23 protein-coding genes are annotated in these 23489 nt (G+C 52.2%); 16 read left to right on the top strand and 7 right to left on the bottom strand.

What is annotated here, in order from left to right; all coding sequences use genetic code 11:
- Positions 1–6: 6 nt before the first annotated feature.
- Together ppnN and queF are read right to left on the bottom strand one after the other, a co-directional pair.
- Positions 7–1374: a nucleotide 5'-monophosphate nucleosidase PpnN gene (gene ppnN / locus U868_RS0113555; RefSeq protein ID WP_025153761.1), complete on the bottom strand. Its 1368-nt coding sequence runs from the start codon at positions 1372–1374 to the stop codon at positions 7–9.
- Between the two features lie 60 nt (positions 1375–1434).
- Positions 1435–2286, bottom strand: coding sequence for an NADPH-dependent 7-cyano-7-deazaguanine reductase QueF (gene queF / locus U868_RS0113550; protein ID WP_025153760.1), 852 nt, complete (start codon positions 2284–2286; stop codon positions 1435–1437).
- Between the two features lie 108 nt (positions 2287–2394).
- On the opposite strand from queF, the gene syd reads away from it, so the two are divergent.
- From syd to U868_RS0113525, 4 genes are all read left to right on the top strand, one after another.
- The gene (gene syd / locus U868_RS0113545; protein ID WP_025153759.1) at positions 2395–2946 is read left to right on the top strand and encodes a SecY-interacting protein; all 552 of its coding nucleotides are present in this window, start codon (positions 2395–2397) and stop codon (positions 2944–2946) included.
- Positions 2947–3359: 413 nt separating this feature from the next.
- A complete protein-coding gene (locus tag U868_RS0113535; protein WP_025153758.1) occupies positions 3360–3683 on the top strand; it encodes a YqcC family protein in 324 nt (107 codons plus the stop codon).
- Positions 3680–4453 (top strand): tRNA pseudouridine(65) synthase TruC, encoded by a 774-nt coding sequence (truC, locus tag U868_RS23665; protein ID WP_205275512.1) that lies wholly within the window; start codon positions 3680–3682, stop codon positions 4451–4453. The genes U868_RS0113535 and truC overlap by 4 nt, the downstream gene beginning before the upstream one ends.
- Positions 4454–4494: 41 nt before the next feature.
- Complete coding sequence (locus U868_RS0113525) at positions 4495–4944, top strand: flavodoxin (protein WP_025153757.1); 450 nt, start codon at positions 4495–4497, stop codon at positions 4942–4944.
- A gap of 60 nt (positions 4945–5004) precedes the next feature.
- Here U868_RS0113525 and U868_RS0113520 read toward each other — a convergent pair whose 3' ends face one another.
- The 5 genes from U868_RS0113520 to map all read right to left on the bottom strand — a co-directional run bounded on the left by U868_RS0113520 (position 5005) and on the right by map (position 10691).
- Complete coding sequence (locus tag U868_RS0113520; RefSeq protein WP_004237217.1) at positions 5005–5391, bottom strand: DUF3461 family protein; 387 nt, start codon at positions 5389–5391, stop codon at positions 5005–5007.
- A gap of 106 nt (positions 5392–5497) precedes the next feature.
- Entirely contained in the window at positions 5498–6322 is an 825-nt protein-coding gene (dapD, locus tag U868_RS0113515; protein WP_004242209.1) for a 2,3,4,5-tetrahydropyridine-2,6-dicarboxylate N-succinyltransferase, read from the bottom strand.
- 37 nt (positions 6323–6359) lie between these two features.
- On the bottom strand, positions 6360–9014 hold the full coding sequence (glnD, locus tag U868_RS0113510; RefSeq protein ID WP_025153756.1) for a bifunctional uridylyltransferase/uridylyl-removing protein GlnD: 2655 nt from the start codon (positions 9012–9014) through the stop codon (positions 6360–6362).
- 84 nt (positions 9015–9098) lie between these two features.
- Positions 9099–9815: a hypothetical protein gene (locus tag U868_RS0113505; protein ID WP_025153755.1), complete on the bottom strand. Its 717-nt coding sequence runs from the start codon at positions 9813–9815 to the stop codon at positions 9099–9101.
- 78 nt (positions 9816–9893) lie between these two features.
- Complete coding sequence (gene map, locus U868_RS0113500) at positions 9894–10691, bottom strand: type I methionyl aminopeptidase (RefSeq protein WP_004237221.1); 798 nt, start codon at positions 10689–10691, stop codon at positions 9894–9896.
- A 361-nt stretch (positions 10692–11052) separates the two neighbouring features.
- On the opposite strand from map, the gene rpsB reads away from it, so the two are divergent.
- The 12 genes from rpsB to fabZ all read left to right on the top strand — a co-directional run bounded on the left by rpsB (position 11053) and on the right by fabZ (position 23489).
- Positions 11053–11772, top strand: coding sequence for a 30S ribosomal protein S2 (gene rpsB, locus U868_RS0113490; RefSeq protein ID WP_004242214.1), 720 nt, complete (start codon positions 11053–11055; stop codon positions 11770–11772).
- A 140-nt stretch (positions 11773–11912) separates the two neighbouring features.
- A complete protein-coding gene (gene tsf, locus U868_RS0113485) occupies positions 11913–12764 on the top strand; it encodes a translation elongation factor Ts (RefSeq protein ID WP_025153754.1) in 852 nt (283 codons plus the stop codon).
- Between the two features lie 120 nt (positions 12765–12884).
- Positions 12885–13613, top strand: a complete 729-nt coding sequence (pyrH, locus tag U868_RS0113480; RefSeq protein WP_015422460.1) for a UMP kinase — start codon at positions 12885–12887, stop codon at positions 13611–13613.
- A 118-nt stretch (positions 13614–13731) separates the two neighbouring features.
- Complete coding sequence (gene frr / locus U868_RS0113475) at positions 13732–14289, top strand: ribosome recycling factor (protein ID WP_004242216.1); 558 nt, start codon at positions 13732–13734, stop codon at positions 14287–14289.
- Between the two features lie 155 nt (positions 14290–14444).
- On the top strand, positions 14445–15641 hold the full coding sequence (gene ispC / locus U868_RS0113470; protein ID WP_025153753.1) for a 1-deoxy-D-xylulose-5-phosphate reductoisomerase: 1197 nt from the start codon (positions 14445–14447) through the stop codon (positions 15639–15641).
- Between the two features lie 265 nt (positions 15642–15906).
- On the top strand, positions 15907–16620 hold the full coding sequence (uppS, locus tag U868_RS0113465) for a polyprenyl diphosphate synthase (protein ID WP_051583066.1): 714 nt from the start codon (positions 15907–15909) through the stop codon (positions 16618–16620).
- Entirely contained in the window at positions 16613–17470 is an 858-nt protein-coding gene (cdsA, locus tag U868_RS0113460) for a phosphatidate cytidylyltransferase (RefSeq protein WP_025153751.1), read from the top strand. The genes uppS and cdsA overlap by 8 nt, the downstream gene beginning before the upstream one ends.
- Positions 17471–17496: 26 nt before the next feature.
- Positions 17497–18852: a sigma E protease regulator RseP gene (rseP, locus tag U868_RS0113455; protein WP_025153750.1), complete on the top strand. Its 1356-nt coding sequence runs from the start codon at positions 17497–17499 to the stop codon at positions 18850–18852.
- Between the two features lie 41 nt (positions 18853–18893).
- On the top strand, positions 18894–21290 hold the full coding sequence (gene bamA / locus U868_RS0113450) for an outer membrane protein assembly factor BamA (protein ID WP_025153749.1): 2397 nt from the start codon (positions 18894–18896) through the stop codon (positions 21288–21290).
- A 110-nt stretch (positions 21291–21400) separates the two neighbouring features.
- Positions 21401–21901, top strand: coding sequence for an OmpH family outer membrane protein (locus U868_RS0113445; RefSeq protein ID WP_004242223.1), 501 nt, complete (start codon positions 21401–21403; stop codon positions 21899–21901).
- A gap of 3 nt (positions 21902–21904) precedes the next feature.
- The gene (gene lpxD / locus U868_RS0113440; RefSeq protein WP_015422461.1) at positions 21905–22933 is read left to right on the top strand and encodes a UDP-3-O-(3-hydroxymyristoyl)glucosamine N-acyltransferase; all 1029 of its coding nucleotides are present in this window, start codon (positions 21905–21907) and stop codon (positions 22931–22933) included.
- A gap of 103 nt (positions 22934–23036) precedes the next feature.
- Complete coding sequence (fabZ, locus tag U868_RS0113435; protein ID WP_004237234.1) at positions 23037–23489, top strand: 3-hydroxyacyl-ACP dehydratase FabZ; 453 nt, start codon at positions 23037–23039, stop codon at positions 23487–23489.

Here is a 23489-nt window from a genome sequence, read left to right as displayed (position 1 = left end):
AAAGTATCAGCGGATGATTTCGTAGCATGGCTCGTAAGCCGTGCCGCCCGGTAATTTCATCCGGTGCTGTTCAACAAACCCGCGCAGCATGACATCCATCCGCTGCATGATGGCCTCTTCGCCGTGTATTTTGAACGGCCCGTGCTGTGCAATGGCCTGCATACCGTTTTCTTTCACGTTACCGGCGACAATACCGGAGAACGCACGGCGCAGATCGGCCGCCAGTTTTTCCGGCTCCTGATTGCGGTACAGGTTCAGCGCGGTCATATTTTCATGGGTCGGTTCAAACGGATGCTGCAGATCACCGGCAATTTTAATTGACCAGTTGAAACTGTAAGCATCCCCGGTGCTGCGGCGGTTGTCTTTCACTTCCGGCATGGCGCGTTTCATCACACGGGCAACTTCCACCGGATCATCAATAATGATCTGATAATGACGGGTGGCTTCTTCGCCCAGGGTGTTGATGACGAAATCATTGAGCACACGGAAATAGTCAGCGCTCTCTTTCGGCCCGGTCAGCACCAGCGGCAGTACCTGATCTTTGTTGTCCGGATGCATCAGTATTCCGAGCAGATAGAGGAGCTCTTCAGCTGTCCCGACCCCGCCCGGGAAGATGATGATCCCGTGTGCCAGGCGGACAAAACTCTCCAGCCGTTTTTCGATATCCGGCATGATGATAAGCTCGTTCACCAGCGGGTTAGGCGGCTCGGCAGCAATAATGGACGGCTCGGTCAGACCGATAAAACGGCTGTTTTTGTACCCCTGCTGGGCATGACCGACAGCCGCGCCTTTCATCGGCGCTTCCATCGCACCCGGCCCGCAGCCGGTACAGATATTCAGTTCACGCAGCCCCAGCTCGTTGCCGACTTTACGCCCGTACAGGTATTCGGTTTCATTGATGGAGTGGCCGCCCCAGCAGACGATCATATTCGGATCTTCATCAATATGCAGGGCGCGGGCGTTACGCAGGATAAAGAAAATCAGGTTGGTGATATGTGCGCTGTTGTCCAGATTCAGGCCGCGGCAGCGCTCGGCATCGGAGATCTGGGTCTGGACGAACAGGATATCGCGCAGCACGGCAAACAGGTTCGCCTGGAGTGAGCGGATAATTTTGCCGTCAACAAACGCATTCTGCGGCGGGTTCACCAGTTCGAGTTTTACCCCGCGCTCACGGCGCAGCACGTTAATATCAAAATCCGGGAAACGGGACAGTAATTCATGACTGTTATCCATCTGGCTGCCGGAATTCAGCACCGCCAGCGAACAGTTGCGGTACAGACGGTACAGGTGACTGCTTGCTGTCCGTTTCAGAACATCAACTTCAAGCTGGGAAAGCAGATCCATAGAGCCTAACGGGCTGATATGTGTGATCAAGTAAAACTCCTTGTTATCCCGTGGATAAATTGTAGTCGTACAGGTTGCGCGCTGTCTGCCTTACTGACGGGCAAGACGGTCCGCAGACGGTGTAAAGTCCGTATTGGTGCGCCACGGATTGATATCCAGCCCGCCGCGCCGTGTATAACGGGCGTAGACAGTCAGGGCAACCGGGCGGCAGTGTGTGTTCAGATCGGTAAAAATCCGCTCAACGCACTGCTCATGAAACTCGTTATGGTTGCGGAATGACACCAGATACCGCAGCAGTTTCTCACGATCAATTTCAGGCCCGCGATACTGTATGGCAACGGAGCCCCAGTCAGGCTGCTGTGTAATCAGGCAATTTGATTTTAGCAGGTGGCTGACTAACGTTTCTTCAACGACATCGTCATTTTTATTGACAGCATCAATAAGATAATCACTGCTGAACTGATAATCAGTAATCGTAATATCCTGATAATCAATACATTCGCCGGTAAAATCAATGATTTTTTGTTCCGTGAACTGATCCGGGCGCAGCAGTTCCACCGTCACCGCACCCTGTGCGCAGGCACTTAAATCCTGTTCGAGTATGCGGCGGACATCATCCGCAGAGGCAAATACTGTCTGGTTAAAGCTGTTGAGATAGAGTTTGAAGCTCTTGGATTCGATCAGATTCAGCCCGGCGGCATCGAGAGAAACATAGCCGAGTGCAATGCAGGGCACGCCGTTCGGCTGTAACCAGGAAAGCTCATAGAGGGTCCACAGATCCGCGCCGCGAAAAGGCAGATCATCCGCATGCAGATGCAGTGCATCCCGGTTGAGGCTGCGCGGCACACCCTGTAACAGAGCGGGATTGTAATGCTGCTCATAACCGGTTTTTTTACCGAGCGTCAGTGACGCCAGTTCCGCCTTTCCTTCATACAGAGACATAAATAACCCTTTTACCTCAGGTGAAAAATAGTACCGCCTGTCGCCAATACAGTCTGTCATACGTTACTATAGCGGCATGATACTTTTATGTTTAACAGGTTTTGCGATATGACCCGCACAGTTTCTCAGGCGTTACATCAGTTTACCCGGCATTATGTCGGTTTATGGCAGGAAAAAACAGGTTTACCGCCGATCAGTCACGATCTTTATGGTATTCCTTCCCCGTGTATTATCCGCACAGGTGATGAGTGTGTGTACTGGGAACCGGCGGAATTCACCGCAGACACGCATTTGCAGCCGGTTGAAAAAGCGCTGGATATTCAGCTGCACCCGGATATCAGTGAATTTTACACGCAGCAGTTTGCCGGGGATATGCAGGCCGTTTTTGAGGACATTCAGCTCAGTCTGGTACAGGTCTGGAGTGAGGATGATTTTATCCGCTTACAGGAAAACCTGATTGGTCATCTGGTCACGCAGCGCCGCCTCAAACTGCCGCCGACACAGTTTATCGCCACGCTGGAATCGGAATTTGACATGATTTCTGTCTGTAACCTGAGCGGTGAAGTGATCCTCGAAACGTTCGGCACCACAAAGCGCCGGGTGCTGGCAGCGGACACCGCATCGTTCCTGTCACAGCTGACGGCGGTATGCCCGGTATAAATATCACTGACAGCAGTGTGGGATTTTACCGGAGATAACTGTAATACCACTTGCCGGGAAATTGCGGATTACTGTAAATAATCTTTAAATTCAGTTAATTAATGTTTTTATGCCACGGTGATTTAGCGCCGGTATTATTGTCTGCCACGCCGTGCTGCGGCATGCTGTCTGTGCCCATAAGGAAGTGGACGGAAATACACGGATGTATTTTCAGCAGAGACAGGATGTTATTTTATTAGAAACGAGGGGGGATTTTTCCCCCTCGTTTCTAATCCCCCGCAAATCCCCGTTATCCCTTTTTATGTCTTCCGGACAGGAATTGATTTTTACTTATCTGACCTCAATGTTACGCTACAGATATCAGCGGCATTGGCTGCGGAAAATGAATTTTACAGCGTAAACAGGTTTCAGTTATGACAAAACATCAGCAGATTACTGCGATCCTGACGGACATCGAGAACGAGATGCGCGCCGTCGATCTGTGGCAGGGGCAGCCTCCGGCAGCAGACGCATTTGAAAGCGAACTGCCGTTTGCGGTGGATACTATGAATGCCCATGAGTGGTTACAGTGGATCCTTATCCCGCGTCTGTATGCCATGATTGAACAGGGCGCGGTACTGCCGTCCGCCTTTCAGATAGCCCCGTATTTTGAAGAGCACTACAGAGGGGACGAACAGGCGGCACGCTATCTGGTGCTGCTTGACCATTTACGGGCACTGGACGGGCTTTTCGCGTGACACGATCATTGCAGGACAAGCGATTACCGGAAAAAACATTACCGGAAAAACCATTACTGGAAATCTGTTATCAGGATGAACATATTGTCGCGGTGAATAAACCCGCAGGATGGCTGGTACACCGCAGCTGGCTTGACCGTCATGAAACAGTGTTTGTGATGCAGACACTGCGCGACCAGATAGGTCAGCATGTTTTTCCGGTTCACCGTCTCGACAGACCGACTTCCGGCGTGCTGCTGATGGGGCTGTCATCAGAGGTGGCGCGGCTGCTGTCACAACAGCTTGAACGGCATGAAATGCAGAAAACCTATCATGCGGTGGTGCGCGGCTGGATAGAAGAAACGGCGACGCTGGATTACCCGCTGGTGGAGGAGCTGGATAAAATTGCTGATAAATTTGCGGCGGAAAAACCGGCGCAACCGGCGGTGACTCACTATCGTCCGCTGGCGAAAGTGGAGTGTCCGGTGGCTATCGGTCGCTATCCCACATCCCGTTTTACCCTGACAGAACTGAAACCGGAAACCGGACGTAAACACCAGCTGCGCCGCCATATGCAGCATCTGCGGCATCCGATTATCGGTGATACCGCACACGGCGATCTGCGTCAGAACCGGGGCTTTACAGAACATTTCGGCAGCCGCAGGCTGATGCTGCACGCATCGGAACTGGCGCTGACACATCCGGTCAGCGGAGAGCCGCTGGTATTGCATGCCGGTTTTGATGAAACCTGGCAGCGGGTGGCGGAACAGCTTGGCTGGACATTACCCTGATTTATTAATAATTTGATTTTACTGATGAAAAAGGACGGATAATGGCTCGTATCGGTATTTTTATCGGCACAGTTTACGGCAACTCGCTGGCTGTGGGGGAAGAGGCACAGACCATTCTGGAGCAGGCCGGTCATGAAGTGGTGTTATTTGATGAACCGGAACTGTCGCAGTGGAAAGATTATCTCACGGATGTGGTGCTGGTGATCACCTCCACCACCGGGCAGGGCGATCTGCCGGATAATATCCGCGAACTGTTTGCCGGCCTGCGGGATGACATCGGTTACCAGCCGTCACTGCGTTACGGTATTATCGCGCTGGGTGACAGCAGTTATGATAATTTCGCCGGCGGCGGCCGTCAGTTCAATGAGTTACTGCAGGAACAGCATGTGCAGCGTATCGGTGAGATGCTGGTGATTGACGGCGCAGACGTTGCCGCACCGGAAGAATTCGCACAGTCGTGGCTGACCGCGTGGGCGGCACTGGTCAGCTGATCACGGAAAATTAATGCCGCAGCGGCGTTGCAGCACTGCGGCACTGTTTCATCCGGTTACTTACTTGCGGGTCAGTTTTTCCAGATCGCTTTCAATTTCAGCGATCTTATTGGACACCACATGTTCCAGATGGCGGAGATCGTCGAGGATCTTACGTTTCAGATCGATTTCCGGCATTGCGCTTTCGGTCTGCTGGCAGATGGTATCCAGCTCTTCAATGACATAACGCAGGTTGCTGTTGATCTCATTAATCTCTTTGAAGCCCTGTGCGTCCTGGATAGTCTTGCGCTGACGCGGGTATTTGAACTTCACGCTTTTGGCAAAAAACTCACCTTTATCCTTACGGAAATAGATTTTCAGAATGTCATTGTTCGCTTCCTGACGAAGAGTATAGCGATCAATATCTTCAGGATGCGTAATTCCCAGACTTTTTAAATTGTCGTACATGTGCGCCACCTATTGATTGTTATTCTGTCCTGTTTCCGCCGCAAAAGGCGGAAGATAAGATGCACAGATAAAAAAATAGCGGAGTTATTATCCGCTATTTCTGAGATTAGTCTATGGTGCGTAACAATTCATTAATTCCGACCTTGCCGCGTGTTTTTTCATCCACTTTTTTGACAATCACCGCACAATAGAGGCTGTAACGGCCATCTTTTGACGGCAGATTACCGGAGACCACCACAGAACCCGCCGGGACACGGCCGTAATGGATTTCGCCGGTTTCGCGATCATAAATTTTGGTGCTCTGGCCGATATACACGCCCATGGAAATTACCGAGCCGGTTTCCACAATCACCCCTTCCACCACTTCGGAACGCGCGCCGATAAAGCAGTTATCCTCGATAATGGTCGGATTGGCCTGTAACGGCTCTAATACCCCGCCGATACCGACACCGCCGGAGAGATGCACATTTTTACCGATCTGCGCACAGGAGCCGACTGTCGCCCAGGTATCCACCATCGTGCCTTCATCCACATAGGCACCGATATTGACGTAAGACGGCATCAGCACGGTATTGCGGGCGATAAATGCACCACGGCGGGCTGCCGCAGGCGGTACCACACGGAATCCCTCGCGCTCAAAACGGGCCTGGTCGTAATCCGCAAATTTCATCGGGACTTTATCAAAATAACGGGATTCAGCCCCGTCCATCACCTGATTGTCACTGATACGGAAAGAGAGCAGCACTGCTTTTTTCAGCCACTGATGTGTCACCCAGGTGCCGCCGATTTTTTCAGCGACCCGCAGTTTTCCGCTGTCCAGTAACTCAATCACCTGATTAACTGCGTCACGCAGTGCCGGGGTGGCAGTTGCCGGTGTCACAGCGGCGCGATCTTCAAAGGCGGATTCAATAATGGCCTGTAATTGCTGCATCGGTGTTAGTTTCCTTTTATCTGGTGCTTTGATGAATTTACTCTGTTTTATCCTTTGAATTGAGGGCTTTTGTCAACCGCTCAGTCAGTTCTTCCTGAATATTTTTATCCAGCGCTTTATTCTCCTTATCCGTCAGAATAAAAATATCCTCGACTTTTTCGCCGGTTGTGGTGATGCGTGCGCCGTGCAGCTGAAGATCCAGTCCGGCAAAAATCTGACCGACCTGTGCCAGCAGCCCGGGTTTATCCAGCGCATATAATTCCATGTAGCTGCGCAGGCCGCGTTTATTGTCAATAAATTTCACCCGCATCGGCACATCAAAATGGCGCAGTTTGGCGGGCGCGGTCCGGGTGCGGTGGTTCGGTACATAATCTGTGGTGACCGCACGCGCCAGTGATTTGCGGATGGTGTCATGGCGATCGGCAGCGAGAGGCTTACCGTCCGGCTCCAGCACCACAAAGGAATCCATTGCCATATTGTCGCGGTTGGTAAAAATCTGGGCATTCTGGACACTGAGATTGCGGCGATCCAGCTCGCTGACCACCGAAGCAAACAGGGACGGACGGTCGTTGCACCAGATAAAAATTTCACTGCCGCCGTGGCTGCGCTGGTTACTGATAAGGATCAGCGGTGATGCCATATCATTTTTCAGCAGCGCCCCGGCGTGCCAGGCAAGCTGCTCCGGGGTATGGCGCAGAAAATAATCCGCATGACAGCGCGACCAGAACCGGTTCAGTTTCTGTTCATCGGCACCGTCCTGGCGCAGCAGCGCCAGCGCACGGTCACGGTGGTGGCGGATCCGCTGACGCAGATTCGGTTTGTTATGCACCCCGCGTAATAACTGGTTCTCGGTGCTGATAAACAGCTCGCGCAGCAGGCTGCGCCGCCAGCCGTTCCAGAGTGAGGCATTGGTCGCCCATATGTCGGCAACGGTCAGGCAGATGAGGTAACGGAGCCGCTCTGTACTCTGTACCTCAGCGGCAAAGGTACGGATCACTTCCGGATCCTGAATATCCCGGCGCTGTGCGGTCACCGACATCAGCAGGTGTTTTTCCACCAGCCAGCTGACCAGATCGGTATCTGCTTCATTCAGGCCGTGATATTCACAGAATTCCCGTGCATCTGCCGCACCAAGAACGGCATGATCGCCCTGTCTGCCCTTGGCGATATCGTGGAACAGAGCCGCGAGGCGCAGCAGTTCCGGCTGCGGCAGTTTCGGCCAGACATCCACACAGACCGGATGATTCACCCGTTCGGATTCCAGCCTGAAAGTATCGATTTTCCCCAGCACCCGCAGTGTGTGTTCATCCACGGTATAGGCATGGAACAGATCGAACTGCATCTGCCCGACAATATTGCCCCACAGCGGCATATAGGCACCCAGCACGCCGTGGCGGTGCATCGGAACAAACGCGGCGCTCACACCGCGCGGATGGCGCAGGATCGCGATAAACAGTTCTCTGGCCTCCGGATACTCCATCAGCGGGCGGCTGAGGTGGCGCCGGGCATGGCGCAGCTGACGCAGTGTGCCGGAATGAATGCCGGTGATGGTGTCATCGCAGGCCATGCGGTAAAACATCCGCATAATGGCAGCGGGATCCTCACTGAACAGCGAATCACGGATAAGCCCGATACGGTGGCCGTACAGCTGAAAATCTTTATCAAGTGGTTTGGGGGTATCGTGGTGCCCGGCGTGCAGAATCGCTTCGTCGAACAATTGCAGCAGCATCTCATTGAGTTCGGACACGCGGCGGGTGACGCGGTAATAGGCTTTCATCATCCGCTCGACCGGCTGATTGTGTTCGCCGTCATATCCCAGTTGCTCCGCCACACTGAGCTGGCGGTCAAACAGCAGGCGGTTGTCGTAGCGGCTGAGGGACAGATGCAGGGCAAAGCGGATGCGCCAGAGCATATCCAGACACTCATTCAGTTCTTCCCGCTCGGCATCGGTCAGGAATCCGGAACCGGCCATTTCATACAGCGAGGTTGCGCCGAAATGACGGCGGGCCACCCAGAGCAGGGTGTGGATATCACGCAGCCCGCCGGGACTGCTTTTGATATCCGGCTCCAGGTTATAACTGGTGCTGTGATAGCGGGCGTGGCGCTCTTTCTGCTCTGCCAGTTTGGCGGCAAAAAAGTGCGGTGACGGCCAGAAGCTGTCATTAAATATCTGCCGCTGTAACTGCAGGAACAGCGGCAGGGTGCCGCAGATAAGGCGCGATTCAATCAGGTTGGTGGCGACAGTCAGGTCGCCGAGCCCTTCGCGGAGACACTCATCGAGGGTGCGGACACTGTGGCCGACCGTCAGTTTCAGATCCCACAGCACGGCAATAAACTCACCGATTTTCGGTGTGAGCGCTTCCGGCAGCGGGGCTCTGCTCAGCAGCAGGATATCGATATCCGACAGCGGGTGCAGTTCCCGGCGACCGTAACCGCCGACCGCCACCAGGGCGAAATCCGCCACCTCATCAAAACAGAAAAACTGCCACAGGCGGATCAGCAGCTGATCGATATAATCACTGCGGGTCAGCAGCAGGGTATGAACCGGCTGACCTTCACGGAAAGCCTCCGCCTGCCAGCGGCGGTAATGCTCCAGGTGTTCCCGCAGCACCGGCAGCTGCAAATCATCATCGGTAAAGGATAATGGTGAGGCGGGTTTCAGGGCTGATGCGGTATTCCGGGCGTTGTCCATACGGGATCCTTGTGGCAGAGGCGTTCTGCTGCAAGGTTACTGCGTCAGCGGGGAAATAACCAGTTTTTTGCCGGTCCGCCGGGGTTATATCAGTACCGGGCCGGGCATCGGGATAAACTGCAGAATAATGCGTTTATTTTCATCATCCACCCGGTAAATCAGGCAGCTGCGGAAGTAGTTATGCAGGACATCACTGAGGTTAATATAGGTATCTTCGGCGATCCCGCAGCCGCTGCTCTGTCCGTCTGTGCGGCACATACCCTGATTGACGATATCCTTCAGGTACGGGGAGGATTGCAGGATTTCCGGCGCGTTATCATCGGTACTGAAACTGAACAGAGCGCGATCGGGTGAGACGGTCAGACGGGTGATGCGGTAGCTCTTCCCGGCATTCAGGTACTGTCTGCTCTCGGTTGCCAGCGCGGTGGTATCAATATTCAGGGCGGTGATGCTGATCCGGCCGTTGAAATAGGGGTTTTCTGTCGGCAGCAGGATGTTTTTCCGTGTCGGAAACGACTGTTGTGACAACGCAATCAGCGTGAAATAGGAACCGAGATTGCTTGCAGGGACATACACTGACTGGTGATCAAACACCGGTTTGGTAAAGGCCAGATCAAACAAATTCAGTTCGTAAACATTCTGGTGGATCTGCACACCGACAGCATACCCGCGCGCAACAAACTCTTTCTGCCACCAGCCGAACGATTTGGTCAGGAAATAAAACGGCACCAGCATGACAAGCAGGATCAGTGTGGCAATACCAATAATGATACAGGCGGATTTCCGGGGGGAAGTTGTCATTCAGGTTTTATTCCTCAGCGTCCTGACGGCGGGGAGGTATCATGCCCGGCATGTGTGCCGGACATGAATACAGGGCGGTTACTGCGCAACGAGAATACGGGAAAGCGCACCTTCCTCATCTTTACGCAGGGTCATGATTTCACAGCCGTCATCGGTGACAACCAGCGTGTGTTCATATTGTGCGGATAAACCGCGATCTTTGGTTTTGACGGTCCAGCCGTCTTTCATGGTACGGATGCGGTAATCGCCGGTATTCAGCATCGGCTCGATGGTAAATGCCATGCCTTTTTTCAGCACCACGCCGCCGTCATCGCCGTCATAATGCAGCACCTGCGGTTCCTCGTGGAAACCTTCGCCGATACCGTGACCGCAGTAGTCGCGCACGACAGAGTAATCATGGCCTTCCGCGAATTTCTGGATAGCCGCGCCGATAGTCCGCAGGCGGATGCCCGGTTTGACCATACGCAGTGCCAGATAGAGGCTCTCCTGTGTCACGCGGCACAGGCGCTCGCCCTGAATCGTCGGTTTTCCGGCGATAAACATGGCGGAGGTGTCACCGTGGAACCCGTCTTTGATAACAGTGACATCGATGTTCACAATATCACCGTTTTTTAAGATTTTATCTTCGCTCGGAATGCCGTGGCAGACCACATCATTGACGGAGATACAGACAGATTTCGGGAAGCCGTGGTAACCGAGACAGGCGGAAATGGCCTGCTGTTTTACCGTAATATGCTCGTGACAGATACGGTCGAGTTCACCGGTACTGACACCCGGCACAACATGCGGGGCGATAATTTCGAGCACTTCAGCCGCGAGACGACCGGCGACACGCATCTTCGCGATGTCGTCTTCTGTTTTGATTGTAATTGCCATAATTATTGATATCCGAACCGGGAATGCCCGTTACTTTACTTAGGAAACTGGTACTGAGACGCAGTATGTTATCAGCCGGAGAAAAGGATGCCAATCATTGCGCGGAAACCCGGCGGACAACGGATAAGCGCCGGCATGAAAACTGAAGAAAATGTGGTATCACTGCGGCTTTTATGGTATAAAGCGCGCCGGCATTCCGTGTATTTTGCCCGGTTGCCGGAAACTTAAATTAACTCAACTGTTATAACACACACGAATCGGCACGTGCGCCGGGGTGCTCCGAAGCTTAACGCTGACAGGGAGTCGGCAGCATGGGATTCGTGGAGGCATAACCCCAACTTATTATTTACAGAGGTTTAAAATGGCTACTGTTTCCATGCGCGATATGCTCCAGGCGGGCGTTCACTTCGGTCACCAGACTCGTTACTGGAACCCGAAAATGAAACCATTCATCTTTGGTGCCCGTAACAAAGTGCATATCATCAACCTGGAAAAAACTGTTCCGATGTTCAACGATGCATTAGCTGAACTGAACAAAATCGCTTCACGCAAAGGTAAAATCCTGTTCGTAGGTACCAAGCGTGCTGCAAGCGAAGCGGTACAGGAAGCTGCAATCAGCTGTGACCAGTTCTTCGTGAACCACCGCTGGTTAGGCGGTATGCTGACTAACTGGAAAACAGTCCGTCAGTCAATCAAACGCCTGAAAGATTTGGAAGCACAGTCTCAGGACGGTACTTTTGACAAACTGACCAAGAAAGAAGCGCTGATGCGTACCCGTGAACTTGGTAAGTTAGAAAATAGCCTGGGCGGTATCAAAGACATGGGCGGTTTACCTGACGCTCTGTTTGTTATCGATGCTGAGCACGAGCACATTGCAATCAAAGAAGCAAACAACCTGGGTATCCCTGTATTTGCTATCGTTGATACTAACTCTGATCCGGACGGTGTTGATTTCATCATCCCCGGTAACGACGATGCAATCCGTGCAATCAAGCTGTACCTGGGCGCAGTCGCGACGTCTGTCCGCGAAGGCCGTTCACAGGATCTGGCTGTTCAGGCTGAAGAATTAGCCGCTGAATAATCTGAGTCCGCTCTCTGAGCGCTCTTATTAACCAGGTATTGCTGCAAATGGTTAGGGAGCCGTCATGGCTCCCTATACGCATCTGATATACGAACAACTCCCCGCAGAAACAGTTTCTGCAGGCTCATCGAGGAAATAACATGTCTGGAATTACCGCTGCACTGGTAAAAGAACTGCGTGAACGTACTGGCGCAGGTATGATGGAATGTAAAAAAGCACTGGTTGAAGCAAACGGTGATATCGAATTAGCTATCGATAACATGCGTAAATCCGGCCAGGCAAAAGCAGCGAAAAAAGCAGGCCGCGTTGCTGCTGAAGGCGTTATCTTATCTGCTGTCAGCGCAGATGCTAAATTCGGCGCACTGATCGAAGTTAACTGTGAAACAGACTTCGTTGCAAAAGATACCGGTTTCCTGGCATTTGCACAGGACATCCTGAATTTCGTTATGGCTGAGAAAACGGCTGATGCAGAAGCTATCGTTGCGAAATTCGAAGAACAGCGTGTTGCACTGGTTGCTAAAATCGGTGAAAACATCAGCTTCCGTCGCGCTGCTATCTTAGAAGGCGACATCGTTGGTTCTTATATGCACGGCGCACGTATCGGTGTTCTGGTTGCTGCAACCGGCGCAAACGAAGAACTGGTTAAACACATTGCTATGCACGTTGCGGCAAGCAAACCTGAATATACCAAACCTGAAGATGTTCCTGCTGATGTTGTTGCTCACGAGAAACAAATCCAGCTGGATATCGCAATGCAGTCCGGTAAACCTCAGGAAATCGCAGAGAAAATGGTTATCGGCCGTATGAACAAATTCACCGGCGAAATCTCTCTGACCGGTCAGCCGTTCGTTATGGAACCAAGCAAATCTGTCGGCGACCTGCTGAAAGAAAACAAAGCAGACGTGACCGCATTCATCCGTTTCGAAGTGGGTGAAGGTATCGAGAAAGCTGAAGCTGACTTCGCTGCAGAAGTCGCGGCAATGAGCAAATAATCATTGCATATCAGAGCCGCCGGAAGGCGGTTCTGTTTTATCTGTCGTACCCCTGTTTATCATCCGGGCATCCGTCCGGGTATCTCTGGCAATAAATTCATCTGTTTAGGACAGAACACCATGGCTACCAATGCAAAACCTGTTTATCAACGTATTCTGCTGAAGCTCAGTGGCGAGGCTTTACAAGGGAATGAAGGTTTCGGAATTGATGCGACTGTACTTGACCGTATGGCGCAGGAAATTAAGGAACTGGTTGAACTGCAGATTCAGGTCGGTGTCGTTATTGGCGGGGGCAATCTGTTTCGCGGCGCAGGGCTGGCCGAAGCCGGTATGAACCGCGTTGTCGGTGACCATATGGGTATGCTGGCAACCGTGATGAACGGTCTGGCAATGCGTGATGCACTTCATCGCGCTTATGTGAATGCGCGGCTGATGTCTGCGATTCCGCTCAACGGCGTTTGTGACAATTACAGCTGGGCTGAGGCAATCAGTCTTTTACGTCACGGTCGTGTGGTTATTTTTTCTGCCGGAACAGGCAACCCATTCTTTACCACGGATTCTGCGGCCTGTCTGCGCGGGATCGAAATTGAAGCGGATGTGGTACTGAAAGCCACAAAAGTGGATGGTGTTTACTCAGCCGATCCGGCCAAAGACCCGGATGCGGTGCTGTATGAAAAACTCAACTATCAGGATGTGCTGGAACGCGAACTGAAAGTGATGGATCTGGCGGCCTTTACCCTGGCCCGTGACCATAACCTGCCAATCCGTGTTTTCAACATGAACAAACCCGGCGCATTACGCCGTGTCGTGATGGGCGAGAACGAAGGTACCTTGATTTCGCGTGACTAAACGCCGGGACACCGGCGGAATTTGACGGTATCATTTATAAATCGATTCGCCAAAATTATAATGCGGGCCGCGCGACAGGCACGGTCTGAAAAATTACCCGTTTCCAAGGACTCATAACGTGATTAATGAAATCCAGAAAGACGCGCAGGAACGCATGGAAAAATGCGTCGAGTCGCTGAAATCCCAAATCAGTAAAGTGCGCACCGGCCGTGCTTCCCCGAGCCTGCTGGACGGTATCGTTGTTGAATATTACGGTACACCGACTCCGCTGCGCCAGTTAGCTAACGTGGTTGCGGAAGATTCACGCACCCTGGCTATCACTGTGTTTGACCGTTCCATGTCACCGGCTATCGAAAAAGCGATTATGGCCTCTGACCTCGGTTTAAACCCGTCATCTGCCGGTACGGTTATCCGTGTTCCGCTTCCTGCACTGACTGAAGAACGCCGTAAAGACCTGATCAAAGTGGTCCGTGGTGACGCTGAGCAGGGTCGTATTGCTGTGCGTAACGTCCGCCGTGATGCGAACGATAAAGTCAAAGCACTGCTGAAAGACAAAGAAATCAGTGAAGATGATGATCGCCGTTCCCAGGACGACGTTCAGAAAATGACTGATCTGTTTATCAAAAAAATCGATGATGCACTGGCAGCAAAAGAAAAAGAGCTGATGGAATTCTGATCCGGATGCTGTGCTGAACAGAACATACAGAAATAGTGCCTGAGGGCACTATTTTTTTACTTATCAGTTGCGGAAATGACTTCTCACCCTCCGTTGACCAAAGTGCTATACTTTTGCGATTCGAAATAACGATAAAGTCACATTGAGTATTTATCATGAAAGGTTTGGCCATTCTCGGATCCACGGGATCTATCGGTAAAAACACACTCTCGGTTATTCGTCAGCATCCGGACCTGTTCCGTGCGGTGGTTCTGGCTGCCGGGAAAAATGTTCAGACGATGTTTGAACAGTGTCTGGAATTTAAACCCCGCTATGCGGTGTTATCCGACGAAGTGGCTGCCGGTGAATTGCGCATTCAGCTGAAACTCCACGGCAGTGCAACCGAAGTGCTCAGCGGCAGTGCTGCTATCTGTGAAGTGGTTCAGTCGGATGAGGTGGATCAGGTCATGGCTGCCATTACCGGTGTGGCCGGGCTGCTGCCGACCCTCGCGGCTATCCGCGCTGACAAGCGTATTCTGCTGGCGAACAAAGAAGCGCTGATTACCAGCGGGCGTCTGTTTTTTGCCGCCATGAGCACCAGCCGCGCTGAACTGTTTCCTATCGACAGTGAACACAATGCGATTTTCCAGTCCCTGCCAACCGGCGTACAGTTATCGCTCGGGCATGCTGACCTGACTGCCGCCGGTATTGATTCCATTATCCTGACCGGCTCCGGCGGCCCGTTCCGCGAAACCACCTTATCTGAACTGGCCAATATGACGCCGGATCAGGCCTGCGCGCACCCGAACTGGTCAATGGGACGTAAAATTTCCGTGGATTCCGCCACGATGATGAATAAAGGTCTTGAATATATTGAGGCGCGTTATTTCTTTAATGCATCAGCGAAACAAATGGAAGTGATTGTGCATCCGCAGTCGGTCATCCACTCCATGGTCCGCTATACTGACGGCAGCATTATCGCGCAGCTGGGTACCCCGGATATGCGTACCCCGATCAGCTATTCCATGAGTTATCCGGGGCGTATCACCGCCGGGGCTGAACGTCTTGATTTCACCCGTATGGGCGGCCTGACATTCACTGAGCCGGATTATAACCGTTATCCGTGCCTGAAACTGGCGATCGACGCCTGTGATGACGGGCAGGCGGCAACCACGGCAATGAATGCCGCAAATGAAGAAACCGTGCAGGCATTTTTACAAAACAGAATCCGTTTCACAGATATCGCGCAAATAAACCGTATGGTAGTGGAAAATCACCGGTTTACGGAACCTCAGTCAATTGATGATGTCCTTATTATTGATAAACAGGCGCGGGAACTGACCCGTAAATCAATCGGAAAAATCGCGAAGTAATTAATTTATATTAACGGGTTGCGTTTGTCGGTGAATAGCGCAAGTGATATAGTTCGGCGTTGCGATTTCTGTAAATCAGATTTTTAATGACCGGTTAATGACACCATGACGCTATCACTGACAAACAGAGACAACACCGTGAACCTGCACGGTGTTTTTGTGTCTGACGCCATGTATTAACCGATACCTCAAAGGATTAACTTGCGTGACAGTATCCAGTGAAAATGCCTCAGAAAAGCCGGGACCTCAGCATGTCGCCATTATTATGGACGGCAACGGCCGCTGGGCAAAAAAACGCGGAAAATTGCGGGTTTCCGGCCATCGCGCAGGGATCAAATCGGTCCGCAGCTCGGTCAGTTTTGCCATCAAAAACCAGATACAATCCCTGACACTTTATGCCTTCAGCAGTGAGAACTGGAACCGTCCTGAACAGGAAGTTCACTCACTGATGGAGTTGTTTGTCTTTGCGCTGGATAACGAAGTCAAAAGCCTGCACAAACACAATGTCAGATTATCCGTTATCGGTGATATCAGCCGGTTCAGTCCGCGTCTGCAGGAGCGCATCCGCCGCGGTCAGGTGCTGACCGCCAATAATACCGGTTTACAGCTGAATATCGCCGCCAACTACGGCGGGCGCTGGGATATCACCCACAGTGTGAAACAGGTGATAGCACAGGTGCAGCGCGGGGAGCTGTCCGCTGAGGATGTCAGCGAACAGGATATCAGCCGTCATATCTCACTTCATGACCAGCCGCCGATTGATCTCGTGATCCGGACCGGTGGTGAGCATCGTATCAGCAACTTCCTGCTCTGGCAGGTTGCGTATGCCGAATTTTATTTTACAGAAGTGCTGTGGCCTGACTTTGATGAAAACGCATTCAGCGATGCGGTGACATCTTTTACACAGCGTGAGCGCCGTTTCGGCGGAACCACACCTGATGATCAGTCTGAGCAGGCTCCGGGAGGAAATGTTGCTTAAGTACCGTCTAATTACTGCCATTATTTTAATTCCGCTGGTCCTGCTGGCGATGTTTATGCTCGCGCCACAGCATTTCGGCTGGGTGGTGATTGCTGTATGTGGTCTGGCCGGCTGGGAGTGGGCGCAGTTTGCCGGTCTGAAAGGTAGCGGACAACGTATTGTTACCGGTGTGCTGTTTGCCGCCGGTCTGGCTGCGTGGCAGCTGACACTGGATATGAGTAATCTGATGGCGGATACGGCAGTGCAGGTCAGCCTGTGGGCAGCGCTGGTCTGGTGGGTCTGCGCGGTGCTGCTGGTGATCAGTTTCCCGAAATCCGCCGCGCTGTGGAAAGATTCTGTGATTATCCGCCTGATCTTCGGTGTGGTAACGATTGTGCCGTTTTACAGCGGCATGATGGTGCTGCGCAACCAGGGATATGCGGCCGGTGATGTGTATCAGGGGGCCTGGTGGCTGCTGTATGTCATGCTGCTGGTCTGGGCGGCGGACTCCGGGGCGTATGCCTTTGGCCGCCTGCTGGGCAAACACAAAATGGCACCGCGTGTCTCGCCGGGCAAAACCCTGGAAGGTCTGGCCGGTGGCCTGATTACCGCCGGTCTGGTGTCCTGGCTGTTCAGCCACTATTCGCCGTTACAGACACTGCCGGAAAACCTGATTATTGTGTCAGTGATTGTGGTTCTGATTTCCGTGTTCGGTGATCTGACCGAAAGCATGTTTAAACGCCAGTCAGGCGTGAAGGACAGCAGTCAGCTGATCCCGGGACATGGTGGTGTGATGGATCGCATTGACAGCCTGACCGCAGCAGTACCGGTATTTGCCGGTCTGATCCTGTTAGTATTCTCCGGCTTTTAAGCACACCGGGAGCAGACAGAAAACGCATGATGACTTTTCTCTGGAACTCAGCCGCTTTTATTATCGCACTGGGGATTTTGGTTACCGTACATGAATTCGGGCACTTTTGGGTGGCCCGGCGTTGCGGTATTTTTGTCGAACGATTCTCCGTCGGTTTCGGCAAAGCACTCTGGCGCCGCACAGACAAACACGGAACCGAATTTGTCATCGCCATGATCCCGCTCGGCGGCTATGTCAAAATGCTGGATGAGCGTGTGGCACCGGTGGCGCCGGAGCGCCGTCATCAGGCGTTCAATAACAAAACCGTCGGTCAGCGGGCGGCGGTGGTCAGTGCCGGGCCGATCGCTAACTTCCTGCTGGCCATCGTGGCGTACTGGATTGTGTTTATGATCGGTGTGCCGGCAGTTCGCCCGGTGGTGGCGGATATCCGCGCGGGATCGGTCGCAGAACAGGCAAATATTTTGCCCGGGATGGAACTAAATGCCGTTGACGGCATCGAAACGCCTGACTGGAATAGTGTGCGCATGGCGATGATCAGTAAAATCGGTGATGATTTTACCGTTCTGAATGTGATTCCGGAGCCCGGGTCCGCACCGGCAGAAAAGCGTCTGGATCTTACCCGCTGGAAATTGGACCCGGAAAAACAGGACGCGGTTCTGTCTCTGGGAATTATGCCGGTGTCCGCAACGGTCAGCAATGAGATTAATGCACTGACCCCCGGGGGGCCTGCTGAAAAAGCCGGTTTACAACCGGGGGACAGGATCGTTAAAGTAAGCGGGGAGCCGCTTTCGGTTTGGCAGCCATTTACGCTCTTTGTACGTAATAGTCCCGGTAAAACGCTCGATTTACTGATTGAGCGGGGCGGAGAGCATATTAATGTGCCTCTCACACCGGAGATAAAAAACAGCGGCGGCAGTAAACAAATTGGTTTTGCCGGTGTCGAATTAAAGGTTATTCCGCTCGACCCGCAGTATATTACGGAACATCAGTACGGGCCGGTGGAAGCGGTTGCCGAGGCGACCGGGAAAACCTGGCAGTTAATGAATCTGACCGTGAAGATGATCGGCAAGCTGGTGACCGGTGATGTAAAACTGAATAATCTCAGCGGTCCGGTATCGATTGCGAAAGGTGCCGGTATTTCCGCCGATTCGGGCTTAGTGTATTATCTGATGTTTCTGGCGCTCATCAGCGTCAATTTAGGGATCATAAACCTGTTCCCGCTGCCAGTTTTAGATGGTGGACACCTGTTATTCCTGCTTATCGAGAAGATAAAAGGCGGGCCGGTGTCTGAGCGTGTACAAGACTTCAGTTATCGTATTGGTGTAATGGCACTGGTACTGTTGATGGGGCTTGCACTTTTCAATGATTTCTCCCGCTTCTGATTAAAGAAGACCGGGACCGGTAAGGAAAACGCATAACAACGATGGCGATGAAAAAGTTGCTCATAGCGTCGCTGCTGCTTGGCAGCTTCACTGCATACGGTTCAGACGGATTCGTGGTTCAGGACATTCAGTTTGAAGGTCTTCAGCGCGTCGCCGTTGGTGCTGCATTACTGAACATGCCTGTCCGTGTCGGCGACACGGCCAGTGATGAGGATATCGGGCGTACCATTCGCGCACTGTTCGCGACAGGTAACTTTGAAGATGTCCGTGTCCTGCGTGAAGGTAATGTACTGCTGGTTCAGGTGAAGGAACGTCCGACCATTGCAAATATCACCTTCTCGGGTAACAAATCCGTGAAGGACGACATGCTCAAACAGAACCTAGAAGCATCCCGTATCCGCGTCGGGGAAGCCCTTGACCGGACGATGCTGTCAAACATTGAAAAGGGGCTGGAAGATTTCTATCACAGTGTCGGTAAGTACAACGCAACAGTAAAAGCCGTTGTCACACCACTGCCGCGCAACCGTATTGATGTGAAATTCGTCTTTGCGGAAGGGGTTTCCGCGACTATTCAGCAAATCAATATCGTCGGTAACACACAGTTTACCACGGCTGAACTGGTTAACCGTTTCCAGCTGCGTGATGATGTACCGTGGTGGAACCTGGCGGCTGACCAGAAATACCAGAAACAAAAACTGGCCGGTGACCTTGAAACCCTGCGCAGCTTCTATCTGGATCGCGGTTACGCGAAATTCAATATTGATTCGACTCAGGTCAGCCTGACGCCGGACAAAAAAGGGATTTATATCACCATCAACGTGACCGAAGGCGATCAGTATCAGATTGCCGGTGTTCAGGTTGCGGGTGAAACGGCCGGTCACTCTGCGGAAATCACCGAGCTGACCGCCATTGAGCCGGGTTCACTCTATAATGGTGCTCAGGTCACCAAAATGGAGAATGATGTCAAAAATATGCTCGGCCGTTACGGCTATGCGTATCCGCGCGTCATGACCCAGCCGGAAATTAATGAAGCCGATAAAACCGTGGTTCTGCATGTGAATGTGGATGCCGGTAACCGTTTCTATGTCCGCCAGATCCGTTTCGCCGGTAACGACGTGAGTAAAGACTCCGTTCTGCGCCGTGAAATGCGTCAGATGGAAGGGGCATGGCTGGGTAACGATCTGGTTGAAGCCGGTAAAGAGCGTCTGAACCGTACCGGTTACTTTGAAACCGTTGAAGTGGAAACCCAGCGTGTGCCGGGTGTTCCGGATCAGGTCGATGTCGTCTATAAAGTCAAAGAGCGTAACACCGGTTCCCTGAACTTTGGTGTGGGCTTCGGTACAGAGAGCGGCGTCAGCTTCCAGGTGGGTGTCACCCAGGATAACTGGTTAGGTACCGGTTATCAGGTTGGTGCGAACGCCAGTAAGAACGACTACTCAACGTACGCTGAACTGTCACTGACTGACCCGTTCTTCACGGTTGATGGTGTGAGTCTCGGCGGCCGTATTTTCTACAACGACTTCCGTGCGGATGATGCGGACTTGTCCGGTTACACCAACAAAACCTATGGTGTGGACGGAACGCTCGGCTTCCCGATCAACGAAAACAACTCTCTCCGTTTAGGCCTGGGTTATGTGCATAACACCCTGTCACGTATGGAACCACAGGTTAATATGTGGCGCTACCTGCACTCAATGGGTGAAGAGCCGAACTATAAAGATCGTGCGGAATTCCGTGCCGATGACTTTACCCTGACAACTGCGTGGGTTTATAACAACCTCGACCGTGGTTACTTCCCGACCTCCGGTGTGAAATCCACCGTGAGTGCGAAAGTCACAGTTCCGGGCTCTGATAACGAATACTATAAATTGATCGCCGATACCACCGGTTACTACCCGATTGACGAAAACGGCAGCTGGGTTGTGATGGGACGCGGTCGTTTAGGCTTCGGTGATGGTCTCGGCGGCAAAGAACTGCCGTTCTATGAGAACTTCTATGCCGGTGGTTCCGGTACCGTCCGTGGTTTCCGTTCGAATACCATCGGTCCGAAAGCCGTTTATTATGACGGGTCATCCGATAAGTTACGCAGCGACAGCCCGTCCCGTGATGCTATCGGGGGTAACGCGATGGCGGTGGCCAGTATGGAACTGATTACACCGACACCGTTTATCGACGAAAAATACACGAATTCTGTCCGCACATCACTCTTTGTGGATGCCGGTACAGTGTGGGATACCAATTGGGACAATACTGAGCTTATGCAGAAGTATGGTATTCCTGATTACAGCAAAGCAGGGAACATCCGTGTTTCCACCGGTGTCGCGTTCCAGTGGATTTCTCCGCTCGGACCATTGGTCTTCTCGTATGCGAAACCAATCAAAGACTACCAGGGTGACCGGACAGAACAGTTCCAGTTTAATATCGGTAAGACCTGGTAATTGCAGTACAGGGTTACCATGCGTAATAACCAGTACGCTCAGTGTGCAAAGGGAATCTTTACCATTGGGTTTAATATCCAACCAGTAAATGGTGTTTAAGGGGTTTTATTGTGAAAAAGTTATTAACTGCTGCCAGCGTGGGTATGGTATTAGCGATGTCTGCCGGTGCTGCTCAGGCTGCTGACAAGATCGCGGTTGTCAATATCGGTGAAGTTGTCCAGAAAATGCCGGGCCGTGAAGCGGCAGCAAAACAACTGGAAAGCGAATTCAAAAGCCGCGGTACTGAACTGCAGAGTTTAGAAAAAGATCTGCAGACCCGTGCTCAGAAACTGCAGAAAGACGGCGCGACCATGAAAGACAGCGAGCGTCAGAAACTGGCCGGTGAATTCGACACCAAACGTGCTGACTTCGCGAAAAAAGCCCAGGCATTTGACCAGGATTTCCAGAAACGTCAGATGGAAGAGCGCAACAAAGTCATGAAGCGTGTTGAAGATGCAGTGAAATCTGTTGCTTCAAAAGGCGGATATGACGTTGTGATCGATGCTAACGCAGTTGCTTACTCAGTTTCCGGCATTGATATCACTGCTGATGTTCTGAAACAGGTTAAATAATTAATGTCTTCCATTCGATTAGCTGATCTCGCTCAGCAGTTGAATGCAACGTTACACGGTGATGGCGATCTTGTCATCACCGGTATCGCGCCTATGCATTCAGCAAACAGCGGGCAAATTACCTTTCTGTCTGATGCCCGTTACCGGGAAAAACTGGCCGGTTGTCAGGCGGGTGCTGTGGTATTGCGTGAAGACGATTTACCGTTTTGTCAGGTCGCCGCCCTTGTGGTGAAAGACCCGTACCTGGCGTATGCGCATATGGCGCAGATTATGGATACCACACCGGCTCCGGCTGAGAATATCCATCCGTCTGCGGTGATTGACCCGTCCGCCTCTCTCGGGGCCAATGTGTCGGTCGGTGCGAATGCTGTCATTGAGTCCGGCGTTGTCCTGGGTGACGATGTTATCATCGGCGCAGGATCGTTTGTCGGCAAAAATACCACTATCGGTGCCAAAACCCGTATCTGGGCAAATGTCACCGTGTACCACGGGATTGTGATTGGCGAAGGCTGCCTGGTTCATTCCAACACCGTTATCGGTGCGGACGGATTCGGTTATGCCAACGATCGCGGTCAGTGGGTTAAAATCCCTCAGCTGGGTTCCGTCATTATCGGTGACCGGGTTGAAATCGGCTCCTGTACCACTATCGACCGTGGTGCATTAGAAAATACGGTAATCGGTAATGGTGTTATCATTGATAACCAGTGCCAGATCGCCCATAACGTCATAATCGGCGACAACACGGCAGTAGCCGGTGGTGTGATTATGGCCGGGAGCCTGAAAATCGGCCGCAACTGTATGATTGGCGGAGCAAGCGTCATTAATGGTCATATGGAAATCTGCGATCGCGTCGTCGTGACAGGCATGGGCATGGTAATGCGGCCTATCACCGAACCGGGTGTATACTCTTCCGGTATTCCGTTACAGCCGAATAAAACATGGCGTAAAACTGCCGCGCTGGTGATGAACATCAGCGAAATGAATAAACGCCTCAAGGCGGTCGAGCGGCAGCTGGATAACGACGATAAATAACAGCGCATTTTGCGGTATTTTTGCGGCCTGCTAACCGCGTGACGGGTATAGCAGGCCGTGTTATTAATAAGACATATGACAAAGAGACAGGAAGAGTATTCTGATGAGTGACAACCATACTCTCAAAATTGATGAAATTTTAGAGCTTCTTCCGCACCGGTATCCGTTTTTATTAGTGGATCGCGTGCTGGATTTTGAAGAAGGTAAATTTTTACGTGCCGTGAAAAACGTATCGTTCAATGAGCCGTTCTTCCAGGGGCACTTCCCGGGCAAACCGATTTTTCCGGGCGTTCTGATTCTGGAAGCCATGGCGCAGGCCACCGGCATTCTGGCATTCAAAAGCCTGGGTAAATTAGAGCCGGGCGAACTGTATTATTTTGCCGCCATCGATGATTGCCGCTTCAAACGCCCGGTACTGCCGGGAGACCAGATGATCCTCGAAGTGACTTTCCATAAGGAACGCCGCGGCGTTGCCCGTTTCACGGGTGTTGCGAAAGTTGACGGAGAAGTTGCCTGCGAAGCGACCATGATGTGTGCACGCCGCCGTGAGGGGTAA

Origin of the sequence: Morganella morganii H1r (genome assembly GCF_000633515.1) — a bacterium.
GTDB classification, from domain to species: domain Bacteria; phylum Pseudomonadota; class Gammaproteobacteria; order Enterobacterales; family Enterobacteriaceae; genus Morganella; species Morganella morganii_B.
Note: the sequence above shows the minus strand (reverse complement) of the source record. Positions and strands in the feature narration are given on the sequence as shown.

What these genes read in the sequence shown, in the direction of transcription:
- queF (WP_025153760.1), bottom strand. Translation starts at nt 2,286, where the DNA reads ATGTCTCTGTATGAAGGAAAGGCGGAACTGGCGTCACTGACGCTCGGT.
- syd (WP_025153759.1), top strand. Translation starts at nt 2,395, where the DNA reads ATGACCCGCACAGTTTCTCAGGCGTTACATCAGTTTACCCGGCATTAT.
- U868_RS0113535 (WP_025153758.1), top strand. Translation starts at nt 3,360, where the DNA reads ATGACAAAACATCAGCAGATTACTGCGATCCTGACGGACATCGAGAAC.
- U868_RS0113525 (WP_025153757.1), top strand. Translation starts at nt 4,495, where the DNA reads ATGGCTCGTATCGGTATTTTTATCGGCACAGTTTACGGCAACTCGCTG.
- U868_RS0113520 (WP_004237217.1), bottom strand. Translation starts at nt 5,391, where the DNA reads ATGTACGACAATTTAAAAAGTCTGGGAATTACGCATCCTGAAGATATT.
- dapD (WP_004242209.1), bottom strand. Translation starts at nt 6,322, where the DNA reads ATGCAGCAATTACAGGCCATTATTGAATCCGCCTTTGAAGATCGCGCC.
- glnD (WP_025153756.1), bottom strand. Translation starts at nt 9,014, where the DNA reads ATGGACAACGCCCGGAATACCGCATCAGCCCTGAAACCCGCCTCACCA.
- U868_RS0113505 (WP_025153755.1), bottom strand. Translation starts at nt 9,815, where the DNA reads ATGACAACTTCCCCCCGGAAATCCGCCTGTATCATTATTGGTATTGCC.
- map (WP_004237221.1), bottom strand. Translation starts at nt 10,691, where the DNA reads ATGGCAATTACAATCAAAACAGAAGACGACATCGCGAAGATGCGTGTC.
- rpsB (WP_004242214.1), top strand. Translation starts at nt 11,053, where the DNA reads ATGGCTACTGTTTCCATGCGCGATATGCTCCAGGCGGGCGTTCACTTC.
- tsf (WP_025153754.1), top strand. Translation starts at nt 11,913, where the DNA reads ATGTCTGGAATTACCGCTGCACTGGTAAAAGAACTGCGTGAACGTACT.
- pyrH (WP_015422460.1), top strand. Translation starts at nt 12,885, where the DNA reads ATGGCTACCAATGCAAAACCTGTTTATCAACGTATTCTGCTGAAGCTC.
- ispC (WP_025153753.1), top strand. Translation starts at nt 14,445, where the DNA reads ATGAAAGGTTTGGCCATTCTCGGATCCACGGGATCTATCGGTAAAAAC.
- uppS (WP_051583066.1), top strand. Translation starts at nt 15,907, where the DNA reads ATGGACGGCAACGGCCGCTGGGCAAAAAAACGCGGAAAATTGCGGGTT.
- rseP (WP_025153750.1), top strand. Translation starts at nt 17,497, where the DNA reads ATGATGACTTTTCTCTGGAACTCAGCCGCTTTTATTATCGCACTGGGG.
- bamA (WP_025153749.1), top strand. Translation starts at nt 18,894, where the DNA reads ATGGCGATGAAAAAGTTGCTCATAGCGTCGCTGCTGCTTGGCAGCTTC.
- lpxD (WP_015422461.1), top strand. Translation starts at nt 21,905, where the DNA reads ATGTCTTCCATTCGATTAGCTGATCTCGCTCAGCAGTTGAATGCAACG.
- fabZ (WP_004237234.1), top strand. Translation starts at nt 23,037, where the DNA reads ATGAGTGACAACCATACTCTCAAAATTGATGAAATTTTAGAGCTTCTT.